This window comes from Variovorax paradoxus NBRC 15149, from assembly GCF_001591365.1.
GTDB classification, from domain to species: Bacteria; Pseudomonadota; Gammaproteobacteria; order Burkholderiales; family Burkholderiaceae_C; genus Variovorax; species Variovorax paradoxus.
The window spans coordinates 332,150-346,912 of record NZ_BCUT01000001.1 but is presented as its reverse complement, the minus strand read 5'-3'; the positions used below and the strand labels follow the sequence as shown (position 1 = coordinate 346,912).

10 protein-coding genes are annotated in these 14,763 nt (G+C 66.8%); 5 read left to right on the top strand and 5 right to left on the bottom strand.

Annotated features, from left to right (window positions below; genetic code table 11):
• The first annotated feature begins 17 nt into the window (after nt 1-17).
• A complete protein-coding gene (gene rpiA / locus VPA02S_RS01610; RefSeq protein ID WP_012747275.1) occupies nt 18-749 on the top strand; it encodes a ribose-5-phosphate isomerase RpiA in 732 nt (243 codons plus the stop codon).
• A 39-nt stretch (nt 750-788) separates the two neighbouring features.
• Here rpiA and VPA02S_RS01605 read toward each other — a convergent pair whose 3' ends face one another.
• The 5 genes from VPA02S_RS01605 to VPA02S_RS01585 form a co-directional block, all read right to left on the bottom strand.
• Complete coding sequence (locus tag VPA02S_RS01605) at nt 789-1,430, bottom strand: glutaredoxin family protein (protein ID WP_012747276.1); 642 nt, start codon at nt 1,428-1,430, stop codon at nt 789-791.
• Nucleotides 1,431-1,460: 30 nt separating this feature from the next.
• Entirely contained in the window at nt 1,461-3,518 is a 2,058-nt protein-coding gene (locus tag VPA02S_RS01600; protein WP_012747277.1) for a M3 family metallopeptidase, read from the bottom strand.
• 5 nt (nt 3,519-3,523) lie between these two features.
• Nucleotides 3,524-4,375, bottom strand: a complete 852-nt coding sequence (gene folD / locus VPA02S_RS01595) for a bifunctional methylenetetrahydrofolate dehydrogenase/methenyltetrahydrofolate cyclohydrolase FolD (RefSeq protein ID WP_012747278.1) — start codon at nt 4,373-4,375, stop codon at nt 3,524-3,526.
• A 76-nt stretch (nt 4,376-4,451) separates the two neighbouring features.
• Complete coding sequence (locus tag VPA02S_RS01590) at nt 4,452-5,084, bottom strand: response regulator transcription factor (RefSeq protein ID WP_012747279.1); 633 nt, start codon at nt 5,082-5,084, stop codon at nt 4,452-4,454.
• A complete protein-coding gene (locus VPA02S_RS01585) occupies nt 5,081-7,621 on the bottom strand; it encodes a PAS domain-containing sensor histidine kinase (protein ID WP_012747280.1) in 2,541 nt (846 codons plus the stop codon). Before VPA02S_RS01585 ends, VPA02S_RS01590 begins: the two co-directional genes overlap by 4 nt.
• A 205-nt stretch (nt 7,622-7,826) precedes the next feature.
• On the opposite strand from VPA02S_RS01585, the gene aceE reads away from it, so the two are divergent.
• The 4 genes from aceE to lpdA are packed head-to-tail and all read left to right on the top strand — an operon-like array spanning nt 7,827 to nt 14,679.
• Nucleotides 7,827-10,541 (top strand): pyruvate dehydrogenase (acetyl-transferring), homodimeric type, encoded by a 2,715-nt coding sequence (gene aceE, locus VPA02S_RS01580; RefSeq protein ID WP_012747281.1) that lies wholly within the window; start codon nt 7,827-7,829, stop codon nt 10,539-10,541.
• A 57-nt stretch (nt 10,542-10,598) separates the two neighbouring features.
• On the top strand, nt 10,599-12,266 hold the full coding sequence (gene aceF, locus VPA02S_RS01575) for a dihydrolipoyllysine-residue acetyltransferase (protein WP_062361659.1): 1,668 nt from the start codon (nt 10,599-10,601) through the stop codon (nt 12,264-12,266).
• On the top strand, nt 12,263-12,856 hold the full coding sequence (locus VPA02S_RS01570; RefSeq protein ID WP_062361655.1) for an Ntn hydrolase family protein: 594 nt from the start codon (nt 12,263-12,265) through the stop codon (nt 12,854-12,856). Before aceF ends, VPA02S_RS01570 begins: the two co-directional genes overlap by 4 nt.
• On the top strand, nt 12,853-14,679 hold the full coding sequence (gene lpdA / locus VPA02S_RS01565) for a dihydrolipoyl dehydrogenase (protein WP_062361652.1): 1,827 nt from the start codon (nt 12,853-12,855) through the stop codon (nt 14,677-14,679). Before VPA02S_RS01570 ends, lpdA begins: the two co-directional genes overlap by 4 nt.
• Nucleotides 14,680-14,763 lie beyond the last annotated feature (84 nt).

The window sequence follows — 14,763 nt, the reverse complement described above, 5'->3', positions numbered from 1 at the left end:
GCCAAGGATTCTCCGCGATGACTGCACCCGTTTCCCCATCTTCCGCCGACGGCGCCGCGAACGGCGCGGGCGCCATCACCCAGGACGAACTCAAGGCGCAGGTCGGCCGCGCCGCGCTGGCCTACGTGGCCAAGGGTGAAATCGTCGGCGTGGGCACGGGCTCCACGGTGAACAAGTTCATCGACGCGCTGGCCACCATCAAGGACCAGATCAAGGGCGCGGTGTCCAGCTCGGTGGCCTCGACCGAGCGCCTGCGCGCCCTGGGCATCCCGGTGTTCGACAGCAACGAGGTCGACGAACTCGGCGTCTACATCGACGGCGCCGACGAGATCGACCCCCGCGGTTTCATGGTGAAGGGCGGCGGCGCAGCGCTCACGCGCGAGAAGATCGTGGCGGCGCAGTCGCGGCGCTTCGTCTGCATCGCCGATGCGTCCAAGCTGGTCGATACACTCGGCGCCTTTCCGCTGCCGGTGGAGGTGATTCCGATGGCGGCGCGCCGCGTGATGCGGCAGTTCGAGGCCATGGGCGGCATCGCACAGGTGCGCGAGAAGGACGGATTGCCGCTCGTGACCGACAACGGCCAGCACATCGTCGACGTGACGGGGCTGCGGATCAGCGATCCGCTCGCCTTCGAATCCGAGGTGAGCCAGTGGCCCGGCGTGGTCACGGTCGGCGTGTTTGCCCATCAGAAGGCCGACGTGTGCCTGCTGGGCACGCCCGCGGGCGTGCGAACGATGCAGTTCGACTGAGGACCAACGGCCGCCAGCCCTGACCGGCGGCCGGCCGGGTCAGAACTTGATGCCGGCGGGGTTGCTCGGGCTCGGACCGCTCGGTGCGGGCGCGGCCGGCGCCGGTTGGGCAACGGGCGCGGGCTCGCGCGCAGCGGGCGCCGGCTGCGCCGCCACCAGCGGCCGGGCCGGCGGATTGCGGTAGCCGGCAGGCAGGCTGTTGCTCTTCGGATAGCCCGCGGCGTCGAGGTATTGCGACCATTCGGCGTCCGAGTAGCCCTTGAGCTGCTGTGAGCCGATCGTCAGCAGCGGCAGCGAGGACTGGTTGCTCAGGCGCTGCAGCGCCTCGACGTCCTGGTTGCTCTTGACGGTGCGCTCCTCGAAGGGGATGCCGCGCGTGACGAGCAGCGAACGGGCCGTGCCGCAGGGCGCGCATTCCTCGCTGCTGTAGAGCGTCACGGGGTAGCGCTGCGCCACTTGCCGCAGCTCGTAGGGCAGCCCGGCATTGGCGGGAGCCGTGATGCCGGCCTGCGGCGCCGCGGCCGGTTCCGTGCTCGCGGTGGGCGCACGGTCCGAGAAGGTGACCTTGCCGTTCTTGTCGACGTTGCGGTAGATCGGCTGGGCCATCGCGCCTGCGGCGACGAGCAGCAGGGCGGCGCCGGACAGGCGATGCAAGGAGGATTTCTTGTGGGTCGGATGCATCGCCCGAGTATCGCAAGCTTCAGGCCCGCATCAAGCGGGCTGGGTCTGCGCCATGCCCTGGTGTCGCAGCAGCGCATCAAGCTGGGGCTCGCGGCCGCGGAAGGCCTTGAACGAATCCATGGCGCTGCGGCTCCCGCCGGCTTCGAGGATGGCCTGGCGGTACCTGCGGCCGGTCTCGATGTTCGGCTGGCCGTCGGCGCCCACGGTTTCCTCGAAGGCCGCATAGGCGTCGGCGCTCAGCACCTCGGCCCACTTGTAGCTGTAGTAGCCGGCCGCGTAGCCGCCCGAGAAGATGTGGCTGAAGGTGTTGGGCGTGCGGCTGAAAGGAGGCGAGGGCATCACGGCCACTTCGGCGCGCACCTTGCCCAGCAGCGCGAGCACGCCGCCCGGCTGCGCGGCGGCGGCCTGGTATTCGGTGTGCAGCAGCATGTCGAACAGCGAGAACTCGATCTGGCGCAGCGTCTGCAGGCCGCTCTGGAAGTTCTTGGCGGCGGTCATCTTGTCGAACAGCGCGCGCGGCAGCGGCTCGCCGGTGTCGACGTGGGCCGTCATGTGCCTGAGCACGTCCCACTCCCAGCAGAAGTTCTCCATGAACTGGCTCGGCAGCTCGACCGCGTCCCATTCGACGCCGCTGATGCCCGAGACGTCGCGCTCGTTCACCTGCGTGAGCATGTGGTGCAGTCCGTGGCCGAATTCATGGAACAGCGTGGTCACGTCGTCGTGCGTGAGCAGCGGCGGCTTGCCATCGACACCGCTCGCAAAGTTGCACACGAGCTGCGCGACGGGCGTTTGCAGCACGCCGTCGTCCGGGCGCAGCCAGCGCGCGCGCACGTCGTCCATCCAGGCGCCGCCGCGCTTGGCGGCACGGGCGGAAGGATCGAGGTAGAACTGGCCGACCTTCTGCCCGGCCCGCTCGATGCGGTAGACCTCGACGCTCGGGTGCCAGGTGGGCGCGCTGTCGCGGCGGATCGAAACCTCGAACAGCGTCTCGACGATCTTGAACAGGCCGGCCATCACCTTGGGCGCCGGGAAGTACTGCTTGACCTCCTGCTCGCTGAAGGCGTAGCGCGCTTCCTTGAGCTTCTCGCCGATGTAGCTCCAGTCCCAGGCCTGCGGATCGGTGATGCCCAACTGCTCCGCGGCAAAGGCGCGCAGGTCGGCCAGGTCGCGTTCGCCGTAGGGCTTGGCCTTGGCCGCGAGATCGCGCAGGAACTTGATCACCTGCTCGGGCGACTCGGCCATCTTGGGCACGACCGAGAGCTCGCCGAAATTCCGGTAGCCGAGCAGCTTTGCTTCTTCTTCGCGCAGCGCGAGGATCTCGTTGATCAAGGCCGTGTTGTCGAAGGCCGGATCGCCGAGCTCGCTGGCGCGGGTGACGTAGGCGCGGTAGAGCGTTTCGCGCAGCGCGCTGCTCCTGGCGAACTGCATCACGGGCAGGTAGCAGGGCATCTTGAGCGTGAGCTTGTAGCCCTGCTTGCCTTCGGCTTCGGCTGCTGCGCGGGCCGCGCTCACCACGTCTTCGGGCACGCCCCCGAGCTCGCCCAGCGCCGCGTAGTACGAGAAGGCGTCGGTGGCATCGAGCGCGTTCTCGCTGAACTTCTGGCTCAGCTCGGCCTGGCGCTCCTGGATGTCGGCAAAGCGCTTTTTCGCCTCGCCCTGCAGTTCCGCACCGCCCAGCACGAAGTTGCGCACGGCATTCTTGTGCGCCTGGCGCTGCTCGGGGTTGAGGGTGGCCACGTCGATGGCCTTGTACTTGGCATAGAGGCGCTCGTCGGAACCCAGGCGGGTCCAGAAGGCGGTCACGCGCGGCATGGCCTCGTTGTAGGCGGCGCGCAGCTCCGGCGTGTCGGCCACGGCGTTGAGATGGCCGACGGCGCCCCAGGCGCGGCTGAAGCGCTCGGAGGCCACGTCGAGCACCTTGGAGATCGCATTCCAGTCGGCGGGGAAGTCGGCCGCCGTCACGGCCTGCAGCGCCGCCTCGGCTTCGGCCAGCAGGATGTCGACCGCGGGCGCAACGTGTTCGGGCTTGATGCGGTCGAACAGCGGGAGATCGGTGAAGTCGAGGAGGGGGTTGTTCGTCATGGCCATGTGGATCACTTGGCGGCGCGTTCGGCCGCTTCAAGGGTGTTGACCAGAAGCATGGCGCGCGTCATGGGGCCGACGCCGCCGGGCACGGGGGTGATCCAGCCGGCCACTTCCTTGACGCCGTCGAAGTCGACGTCGCCCGCGAGCTTGCCGTCTTCCTTGCGGTTCATGCCCACGTCGATCACGACCGCGCCGGGCTTCACCATGCCGGCCGTCAGGATGTTGCGCTTGCCCACCGCGGCAACGATCACGTCGGCCTGGCGCGTGAAGGCGGCCAGGTCTTGCGTGGCGCTGTGGCAGATGGTCACGGTCGCGCTCCTGGCGAGCAGCATCATGGCCATCGGCTTGCCGACGATGTTGCTGCGGCCGATGACCACCGCGTGCTTGCCGCGCAGGTCGTAGCCGATGGATTCGAGCATCTTCATGCAGCCGTAGGGCGTGCAGGGCCAGAAGCCCGGCGCGCCGGTCATGAGCGCACCGGCGCTGGCCACGTGGAAGCCGTCCACGTCCTTGGCGGGCGAGATCGTCTCGATGACCTTCTGGCTGTCCATGTGCCTGGGCAGCGGCAGCTGGACCAGGATGCCGTGCACCTTGGGATCGTCGTTGAGGGCGCGGATGCGGTCGAGCAGCGCGGCCTCGCTCATGTCGGCGGGGTAGGTTTCGAGCGTGGCCGCAAGGCCGGTTTCGGTGCTGTCGTTGACCTTGTGCTTCGTGTAGACCTGGCTGGCCGGGTCGCTGCCCACGAGGATGATGGAAAGGGCCGGCTCCACGCCCTTGGCCTTCAGTGCGGCGGTGCGGCCGGCAACCTCGGCGCGAATGGTTTTGGCGAGGGCGTTGCCGTCGATCAGTTGGGCGGTCATCGGTTTCGATTTTCCAAGTAAAAACGCCCGCTTGCGCAGGCGTGGGAGTCATTCATTGCTATCGGCCGGATAGCTTCTAGGCCTTGGCGGCCGGTGCCGCCTGCCCGAGTGCGATCTTGAGCAGATCGGCCACGGTGTTGGCGTTGAGCTTTTCCATGATGTTGGCGCGGTGCGCCTCGACCGTCTTGATGCTGATGCCCAGGTCGTCGGCAATCTGCTTGTTCAGGCGGCCGGCGACGATGCGCTCGAGCACCTGGGCCTCGCGGCCGGTGAGCTTGGACAGCAGCGCATCGCGGCTGGCCGACTGCTGGTGCTGCGTGAAGGCGCCGCGCGCGTGCTCGAGCATGCGCTCGACCAGCGTGACGAGTTCCTCGTCGTTGAACGGCTTCTGGATGAAATCCATCGCGCCCTTCTTCATGCTGTCGACCGCCATCGGCACGTCGCCGTGGCCGGTGATCACCACGATGGGCAGCGGGGAGCGCCGTTCGATCAGCCGGTCCTGCAGTTCGAGGCCGGTCATGCCGGCCATGCGGATGTCGACGATCAGACAGGCGACTTCGCGCGGGTCGTATCGGGAGAGGAAGGACTCGGCCGAATCGAAGCAGCGAACCCGGTAGTCCTTGCCTTCGAGCAGCCATTGCAGCGAATCTCGCACGGCTTCGTCGTCGTCGACGACATAGACAGTGCCCTTCTTCGGAATCAAACTCATGCAGGTACCTTTGCCTCGTCGCTTGCTACGGAACTGGGAGCGTCCAACACCGGAATCCAGAAGGAAAAACGGCATCCGATCACATCCGGACCATTGTAGATGTTCTCCGCCTGCATCCGGCCGCGGTGGGACTCCACGATGGTGCGGCAGAGGTTCAGCCCGATGCCCATGCCTTCGGGCTTGGTGGAGAAGAAGGCTTCGTACAGGCGGTCCATCACCTCGGGGGCCAGGCCCTTGCCGGTGTCCTGCACCGAGAACTCGATGGCGTTGTGGCCCTCGATCACCTTGGGCAGCACGCGCAGTTCGACGCTGCGGCGCGCGAGCGGCCGCTCGGCAATGTCGATCGATTCGGCCGCGTTCTTCAGCAGGTTGACCATCACCTGCTCGATCAGGATCGGGTCCACCTGCACCACCGGCAGCCGCGCGGCCACGTAGTGGTTGAGCCGCACGTTGCGCCGCCGCAGCTCGATGCCTGCGAGCTCGACCGCCTCGCTGACCATGGTCGACACGTCGGCGGCGGTGCGGTTGGGCTCGCTGCGCTTCACGAACGAGCGGATGCGCTGGATGATCTGCCCCGCGCGCTGCGCCTGCTTGGAGGTTTTCTCCAGTGCCGCGAGCAGCGCCTCGGTGTCGATGGCCTGCCCCTTGATGCGCGACATCATGCCGTTGCAGTAGTTGGTGATGGCCGTCAGCGGCTGGTTGAGCTCGTGCGCCACGCTGGAGGCCATCTCGCCCATCGTGATCAGGCGGCTCGCGGCCTGCGCGCGGTCGGCCTGCGCGGCGGCCTGCTCCTCGGCGTCGCGCCGCGGCGTGATGTCGGTGGCGATCACCAGCTGGGCCAGCCGGCCGTCGACCCAGGTGAGGTAGCGCGAGCGCACTTCGAGCCACTTGCCCAGGTGCGGCACGAAGATCTCGTTGTTGGCAGCCTGGGCGGCGGTCAGGGTGTCGATCGGCAGGCCGGCGTAGGGGTCGACGTCGTCCAGGCCCTCGTCGTGCGCATTGGAGGTGGGCACGCCGGCCTGCGCCACCATGCCCAGGTGGCCCACGGTGTCGGAGCCGAACCAGAGCCGGTACAGCTTGTTTGCGAACAGCAGTTCCTCGCTGCCGATGGGCGCAACCGACACGGCGGCGTCGAGCGCCTCCAGCACCGTGGTGAAGCGCTCGTAGGAAGCCGACAGCTGCTCGCGGATGCGCGTGGGTTCGGTGATGTCGGTCATCGACGTCATCCAGCCGGTCTGGTGGCCGCGCGCGTCGATCAGCGGCGACACATAGAGCCGGGCGTTGAACACGCTGCCGTTCTTGCGCTTCACGCGCACCTGGAAGCCGCCGGGCAGGGCGCGCCCGTGCAGTTCTTCCTCGAGCCGCTCGTTCATCACTTCGCGGTCCGACTCCAGCCAATAGGGGAAGGGCGGCGACTGGCCCACCAGCTCGGCTTCGCTCCAGCCCGTCATTGCGCAGAAGGCGGCGTTCACGTAGGTGATGCGGCCCTGCAGGTCGAGCACGCGCATGCCGGTGAGCATGGAGTTTTCCATCGCGCGGCGGAAGTTGGTCTCGGCAACCAGCCGCTGCTGGGCCTGCTGGCGCCGCCGGGTGTGGCGCCAGGTGCCGATCAGCATCCAGCTGGTCAGCACGCTGAGCGCGCAGACCAGCCAGAACAGTCCGTTGCCGACCACCCCCTGCGAGGTGCGGTAGGCCTGTGCGCGCAACACCAGTGCATTGCCGACGGGCGACACCGGCACTTCGTACTCATTGGTTCTTTCGGGCCAGGGGAGGAGCCGCGTGCCGCCTTCCCTCAGGTTGGCCGTATTGCCCGCGAGCACGTTGCCCTTGGCGTCGAGCAGCGAGACCGCGTAGCGCGCCTGCACTTCCGAGGGCATGCCGTAGCGCAGCAGGCCGTCGACCGAAAACTCGCCCAGCACCACGCCCGCGAACAGGCCCTGGTCGAAGAGCGGAATGTGCAGCTGCAGCATTGCCGCGGGATCGCTGCCCGCCACCGGCTGGGAGAAAACCGGCTGGCGCAGCTCGCGGGCCAGGGCGTAGTTGCTCTCCACGTCGCCCGGGCGCAGCACGTCGCCGATCAGGTGCTGCTGCGCGGGATGCACGCTCGGCGCCGAATAGCCGGCCTTGAAGCGGCGCCGGTCGTCGATCCAGGTGACGGTCTGCAGCTCGGGGAACTGGCTCACGAGCGATTCCGCGCGGCTCGCGAATTCGATCGGGTCGATCTCGCGGTTGGAGGCGTCGCGCGCGATGCGCATCAGCTGTTCCTGGCGCTCGAGCAGGCGCAGGCGCATGCGCTGCTGCGCGTATTCGACATCGCGCCGCACGGATTCCTGCTCGCGCTCGACTTCCTCGGTGCGCAGGTACCAGAACGCCGACACGATGGCCGCCAGGAACAGCAGCACCGCCGCAATCGGCGCCAGCATGGCGACCGCGTCTTGCAGCACCGGCGTTTGCTGGCGCCACCAGCGGCGCCACCACGAGAGCGGAGACGCATTCACGGCGCTGCGGGCAACCGCCAGCGGAGAGGAAAAAGGCATCCTGCGAGTTTAGGTGATGGCCTCTGCGCCAAGGAGAGCAGGGCCGCAGTGCCATTGATTCCGACGCGGACGACTTTGTTTCCAAAATATCACATTAAGAAATCAGCATGCACTATTTGAAATGGAAGCATTTCTATGAGAAACTTCCGCGCGGTGATCGAAGAGCGCACTAAATTACAGCCACAGCCCTAAAGGAGAGACAAGCATGTCGGCAAATCCCGAGAACCTGTTCGGCTCGGCCGCGAACGACGCGGACGCCCAGGAAACCCGTGAATGGATGGATGCACTGTCCTCCGTCATCCAAAGCGAGGGACCTGAACGGGCCCACTTCCTTCTCGAGCAGCTGCTCGAACATGCGCGGCAGCACAGCATCGACAAGCCGTTCTCCGCCAACACGGCCTACGTCAACACCATCGAGCCCGACCAGGAAGAGCGCTGCCCCGGCAACCTCGAGATCGAGGAGCGCCTGCGCGCCTACATGCGCTGGAACGCCATGGCGATGGTGGTCAAGGCCAACCGCCACCACCCGGCCGAAGGCGGCGACCTCGGCGGCCACATCGGCTCCTTCGCCTCGCTGGCGAACATGTTCGGCGCCGGCTTCAACCACTTCTGGCACGCCGAGAGCGAAAACCACGGCGGCGACTGCCTCTACATCCAGGGCCACGTCTCGCCCGGCATCTATGCCCGCGCCTACCTCGAAGGCCGACTGAGCGAAGAGCAGCTGCTCAATTTCCGCCAGGAAGTCGACGGCAAGGGCCTTTCCAGCTATCCGCATCCCAAGCTGATGCCCGAGTTCTGGCAATTCCCGACCGTCTCGATGGGCCTCGGCCCGCTGATGGCCATCTACCAGGCCCGCTTCCTCAAGTACCTGCACGCCCGCGGCATTGCCAACACCGAGAACCGCAAGGTCTGGGTGTTCTGCGGCGACGGCGAAATGGACGAAGTCGAATCGCTGGGCGCCATCGGCCTGGCCGCACGCGAAGGCCTGGACAACCTGATCTTCGTCATCAACTGCAACCTGCAGCGCCTGGACGGCCCGGTGCGCGGCAACGGCAAGATCATCCAGGAGCTCGAAGGCGAATTCCGCGGTTCGGGCTGGAACGTCATCAAGCTGATCTGGGGCAGCAGCTGGGACCCGCTGCTGGCGCGCGACAAGGAAGGTGCGCTGCGCAAGATCATGATGGAGACCAACGACGGCGACTACCAGGCCTTCAAGGCCAACGACGGCGCCTACGTCCGCAAGCACTTCTTCGGCCGCGATCCGCGCACGCTCGAGATGGTCTCCAAGATGAGCGACGACGACATCTGGCAGCTGCGCCGCGGCGGCCACGACTCGCAGAAGGTCTACGCGGCCTTCGACGCGGCCGTGAAGCACAAGGGCCAGCCCACGGTGCTCCTGATCAAGACGGTCAAGGGCTTCGGCATGGGCAAGATCGGCGAGGGCAAGAACAACGTCCACCAGACCAAGAAGCTCAGCGATGAGGACATCATGGCCTTCCGCGACCGCTTCAACATCCCGATCCCGGACAGCAAGATCGCCGACCTGCCGTTCTACAAGCCGGCCGACGACACGCCGGAAATGAAGTACCTGCACGAGCGCCGCAAGGCCCTGGGCGGCTACCTGCCGCACCGCCGCACCAAGGCCGACGAGAGCTTCACGGTTCCCTCGCTGGACACCTTCAAGTCGGTGATGGAACCCACGGCCGAGGGCCGCGAGATCTCCACCACGCAGGCCTACGTGCGCTTCCTCACGCAGCTCCTGCGCGACAAGGCGCTGGGTCCGCGCGTGGTGCCCATCCTGGTGGACGAGGCGCGCACCTTCGGCATGGAAGGGTTGTTCCGCCAGATCGGCATCTACAACCCCGCTGGCCAGCAGTACACCCCGGTCGACAAGGACCAGGTCATGTACTACAAGGAAGACAAGGCCGGCCAGATCCTGCAGGAAGGCATCAACGAAGCCGGCGGCATGTCGAGCTGGATCGCGGCGGCCACGTCGTACAGCACGAACAACCGCATCATGGTGCCGTTCTACGTGTACTACTCGATGTTCGGCTTCCAGCGCATCGGCGACCTGGCCTGGGCGGCCGGCGACATGCAGGCGCGCGGCTTCCTGCTGGGCGGCACCTCGGGGCGCACCACGCTCAACGGCGAAGGCCTGCAGCACGAAGACGGCCACAGCCACATCCTGGCCAACACCATCCCCAACTGCGTGAGCTACGACCCGACCTTCGCGCACGAAGTGGGCGTGATCCTGCACCATGGCTTGAAGCGCATGGTCGAGAAGCAGGACAACGTCTACTACTACCTCACGCTGCTGAACGAGAACTACCCGATGCCCGGCCTGCAGCCCGGCACCGAGGAGCAGATCATCAAGGGCATGTACCTGTCCAGGCAGGGCCCGGCGCTGAAGGCCAAGTCGCCCACCGTGCAGTTGCTGGGCAGCGGCACGATCCTGCGCGAAAGCTTCGCGGCGCAGGAGCTGCTCGAAAAGGACTGGGGCGTTTCGGCCTCGGTGTGGAGCTGCCCGAGCTTCAACGAGCTGACGCGCGACGGCCAGGACGCCGACCGCTGGAACCTGCTGCACCCGGACCAGGCGCCGCGCGTGCCCTTCGTGGCCGAGCAACTGGCACCCACGACCGGACCGGTGGTGGCATCGACCGACTACATGAAGGCCTACGCCGAGCAGATCCGCCCCTTCATCCCGAAGGGCCGCAACTACAAGGTGCTGGGCACCGACGGCTTCGGCCGCAGCGACTTCCGCAACAAGCTGCGCGAGCACTTCGAGATCAACCGCCACTACATCGTGGTGGCCGCGCTCAAGGCTTTGAGCGAAGATGGCACGGTGCCGGTAGCCAAGGTGGTCGAGGCGATCAAGAAGTACGGCATCAATGTCGACAAGGTCAACCCGCTTTACGCCTGAACATCAATAAGCAACAACCAACGAACGAACGGCGCCTCACGGCGGGAGACGAACAATATGGCAGCAGTGGAAGTCAAGGTGCCGGACATCGGCGATTTCGATGAAGTCGCGGTGATCGAGGTGCTCGTGAAGGTGGGCGACACGGTCAAGGCCGAGCAGTCGCTCATCACCGTGGAATCGGACAAGGCGTCGATGGAGATCCCGTCGTCGACTGCCGGTGTGGTCAAGGAACTGAAGGTCGAGGTCGGCAGCAAGGTGAAGGAGGGCTCGGTGGTGCTCGTGCTGGAGGCCGAAGGCGCGGCCGCTGCGCCGGCGCCCGCAGCGGCCCCGGCCCCTGCGGCGGCCGCCCCGGCACCCGCAGCCGCGGCGCCAGCACCGGCTGCCGCGCCTGCGGCCTCGGGCCCGGTCGAAGTCAAGGTGCCCGACATCGGCGACTTCAAGGACGTCGCGGTCATCGAGCTGCTGGTGAAGCCCGGCGACACGATCACGGCTGACCAGTCGCTGATCACGGTGGAGTCGGACAAGGCCTCGATGGAGATTCCATCGTCGGCAGCCGGCGTGCTCAAGGAGCTCAAGGTCAAGGTGGGCGACACGGTCAACATCGGCGACCTGATCGCGATATTGGAAGGCTCGGCAGGTGCCGCGGCACCGGCGCCTGCGCAGGCTGCCGCAGCCGCGCCTGCTGCGGCAACCGCCAGTGCACCCGCGCCGGCCGCCGCATCGCCGGCGCCCGCGGCAAGCCCGGCTGCCGCAGCCGCGCCGCACGAGCCGACGGTCGCGCCCACCGGCAATCTGCCGCATGCCTCGCCCTCGGTGCGCAAGTTCGCACGCGAGCTCGGCGTGCCGCTCGAGGAGGTCAAGGGCTCCGGTCCCAAGGGCCGCATCACGCAGGAAGACGTCCAGGGCTTCACCAAGGCCGTGATGAGCGGCCAGGCCAGCACCAAGGCATCGGCCGCCAAGGCGCCGGCCGGCGGCGGCGCGGATGGCGCTGCACTGGGCCTCATTCCCTGGCCCAAGGTCGACTTCACGAAGTTCGGCGCGGTCGAGCGCAAGGACCTGTCGCGCATCAAGAAGCTCAGCGGCGCCAACCTGCACCGCAACTGGGTGATGATTCCGCACGTCACCAACAACGACGAGGCCGACATCACCGAGCTGGAGGCCTTCCGCGTCTCCACCAACAAGGAGAACGAGAAGTCGGGCATCAAGGTCACGATGCTGGCCTTCGTGATCAAGGCGGTGGTGGCGGCACTGAAGAAATTCCCCGATTTCAACGCCAGCCTCGACGGCGACCAGCTGGTCTACAAGCAGTACTTCCACATCGGCTTCGCGGCCGACACGCCCAACGGGCTCGTGGTGCCGGTGCTCAAGGATGCCGACAAGAAGGGCATCCTGCAGATCAGCCAGGAAATGGGCGAACTCGCCAAGAAGGCGCGCGACGGCAAGCTCGGCTCGGCCGACATGCAGGGCGGCTGCATGTCGATCAGCTCGCTCGGCGGCATCGGCGGCACGCACTTCACGCCCATCATCAACGCCCCCGAAGTGGCCATCCTCGGTCTCTCCAAGGGCCAGATGAAGCCGGTGTGGGACGGCAAGCAGTTCGTGCCGCGCCTGACGCTGCCGCTGTCGCTGTCTTACGACCACCGCGTGATCGATGGTGCCCTGGCCGCGCGCTTCAACGCCTACCTGGGGCAAGTGCTCGCGGACTATCGCCGAATCCTGCTATGACCACGGTAGTGGCCGTCCGCAAAGGCGGCCAGGTCACGATGGCGGCGGATTCGCTGGTGACCTTCGGCGACACGCGGCTTTCGCATCGCGCCGAGGCCAACCAGAAGATCTTCACCGTCGAGGACGCGGCGGGGCAGAGCCTGTTTGCCGTGGCCGGCGCCGCCGCGCACTTCCTGGTGCTGCAGCATGCGCTGGCCGCGCAGTCGCGCGAGGCGCTGCTGTTCGGCAGCAAGCACGAGATCTTCCGCACCTTCACGCTGCTGCATCCGGTGCTGAAGGACGCGTTCTTCATGCAGACCAAGGAAGACGAGCACGAGCCCTACGAGTCGAGCCAGTTCACGATGCTGATGGCCAACCAGAGCGGCATCTACGGCATCTACAGCTACCGCGAGGTGTTCGAGTTCAAGCAGTTCTGGAGCATCGGCTCGGGACGCAGCTTTGCGCTCGGCGCCATGCACGCGGCCTATGACATCAAGTCGCGCACTTCGCGCGACGTGGCGGAGGCGGGTATCGCCGCTGCCTGCGAATTCGATCGCAATTCGGCCCCACCGGTCGACGTTCTCACACTCAAACTGAAAGTGTCCAAATGAGCGAACAACAAATCAAGGTGCCCGACATCGGCGACTTCGACGAAGTCGCGGTGATCGAGGTGCTGGTCAACGTCGGCGACACGGTCAAGGCCGAGCAGTCGCTGATCACGGTCGAATCGGACAAGGCCTCGATGGAGATTCCGTCGTCGGCGGCCGGCGTGGTGAAGTCGCTCGCCGTCAAGGTGGGCGACAAGGTCAAGGAAGGCTCCGTGGTGCTGACGCTCGAGGTGGACGGCGCCGCGGCGCCCGCACCGGCAGCGGCCGCGCCTGCACCCGCCGCAGCGGCCCCCGCGCCCAAGGCCGCTGCTCCGGCCGCAGCCCCAGTCGCCGCGCCCGCGGCCTCCAGCTACGGCGGCAAGGTCGACGTCGAATGCGACGTGATCGTGCTGGGCGCCGGCCCCGGCGGCTACTCGGCCGCCTTCCGCGCGGCCGACCTGGGCCTGAAGGTCGTGCTGATCGAGCGCTACGCCACGCTCGGCGGCGTGTGCCTGAACGTCGGCTGCATTCCTTCCAAGGCGCTGCTGCACGTCGCCTCCGTCATGGACGAGGTGAAGCACTTCGCCGACCTCGGCGTGAGCTTTGCCGCGCCCACGATCGACCGTGCCAAGCTGCTCGGCCACAAGAACAAGGTGGTGGGCAAGCTCACCGGCGGCCTCACGGCCATGGCCAAGATGCGCAAGGTGACGGTGCTGCGCGGCGTCGGCAACTTCATCGACCCGTACCACCTCGAGGTGGAAGAAACCTCGGGCACCAGTTGGGACACCACCGGCAAGAAGCAGACCGTCAAGTTCCGCAATGCGATCATCGCGGCCGGCTCGCAGTCCGTGAGCCTGCCGTTCATGCCCAAGGACCCGCGCGTGGTCGATTCCACCGGCGCGCTCGAGATGGGCACCGACCCCAAGCGCATGCTGGTCCTGGGCGGCGGCATCATCGGCCTCGAAATGGGCACGGTGTATTCGACGCTGGGCGCGCGCCTGGACGTGGTCGAGATGCTCGACGGCCTGATGCAGGGCGCCGACCGCGACCTGGTGAAGGTCTGGCAGAAGATGAACGCGCCGCGCTTCGACAACATCATGCTCAAGACCAAGACGGTGGGCGCCGAGGCCACGAAGGAGGGCATCAAGGTGACCTTCGAGGGCGAGCAGGCGCCGAAGGAACCGCAGGTCTACGACCTGGTGCTGCAGGCCGTGGGCCGCAGCCCGAACGGCAAGAAGATCGGCGCCGAGAAGGCCGGCGTCGCGGTGAGCGACCGGGGCTTCATTCCGGTCGACATCCAGATGCGCACCAACGTGCCGCACATCTTTGCCATCGGCGACATCGTCGGCCAGCCGATGCTGGCGCACAAGGCAGTGCACGAGGCGCATGTGGCGGCCGAGGTGATTGCCGGCGAACAGAAGGGCGACAAGGAATTGTCGAGCGCCGCCTTCAACGCCCGCGTGATCCCGAGCGTGGCCTACACCGACCCCGAGGTGGCGTGGGTGGGTCTCACCGAAGACCAGGCCAAGGCCGAAGGCATCAAGATCAAGAAGGGCCATTTTCCGTGGACCGCTTCGGGCCGCGCCATTGCCAACGGCCGCGACGAAGGCTTCACCAAGCTGCTGTTCGACGCCCAGACGCACCGCATCCTGGGCGGCGGCATCGTCGGCACGCATGCCGGCGACATGATCGGGGAGATTGCGCTGGCCATCGAGATGGGCGCCGACGAGATCGACATCGGCAAGACCATCCATCCGCATCCGACGCTGGGCGAGAGCATCGGCATGGCGGCCGAGGTGGCGCACGGAACCTGTACCGACCTGCCGCCGGCCAAGAAGGCGGCCTGACCAACGAGGTTCGACCGGCCACAAAAAATCCCGCCGCGGCGGGATTTTTTTCGTCCTGATGGAGGACGCGGGATTCGGGGGGGG

Excerpts from the sequence above, each read along its gene's own strand:
- rpiA (WP_012747275.1), top strand. The coding sequence starts at position 18 with ATGACTGCACCCGTTTCCCCATCTTCCGCCGACGGCGCCGCGAACGGC.
- VPA02S_RS01605 (WP_012747276.1), bottom strand. The coding sequence starts at position 1,430 with ATGCATCCGACCCACAAGAAATCCTCCTTGCATCGCCTGTCCGGCGCC.
- VPA02S_RS01600 (WP_012747277.1), bottom strand. The coding sequence starts at position 3,518 with ATGGCCATGACGAACAACCCCCTCCTCGACTTCACCGATCTCCCGCTG.
- folD (WP_012747278.1), bottom strand. The coding sequence starts at position 4,375 with ATGACCGCCCAACTGATCGACGGCAACGCCCTCGCCAAAACCATTCGC.
- VPA02S_RS01590 (WP_012747279.1), bottom strand. The coding sequence starts at position 5,084 with ATGAGTTTGATTCCGAAGAAGGGCACTGTCTATGTCGTCGACGACGAC.
- VPA02S_RS01585 (WP_012747280.1), bottom strand. The coding sequence starts at position 7,621 with ATGCCTTTTTCCTCTCCGCTGGCGGTTGCCCGCAGCGCCGTGAATGCG.
- aceE (WP_012747281.1), top strand. The coding sequence starts at position 7,827 with ATGTCGGCAAATCCCGAGAACCTGTTCGGCTCGGCCGCGAACGACGCG.
- aceF (WP_062361659.1), top strand. The coding sequence starts at position 10,599 with ATGGCAGCAGTGGAAGTCAAGGTGCCGGACATCGGCGATTTCGATGAA.
- VPA02S_RS01570 (WP_062361655.1), top strand. The coding sequence starts at position 12,263 with ATGACCACGGTAGTGGCCGTCCGCAAAGGCGGCCAGGTCACGATGGCG.
- lpdA (WP_062361652.1), top strand. The coding sequence starts at position 12,853 with ATGAGCGAACAACAAATCAAGGTGCCCGACATCGGCGACTTCGACGAA.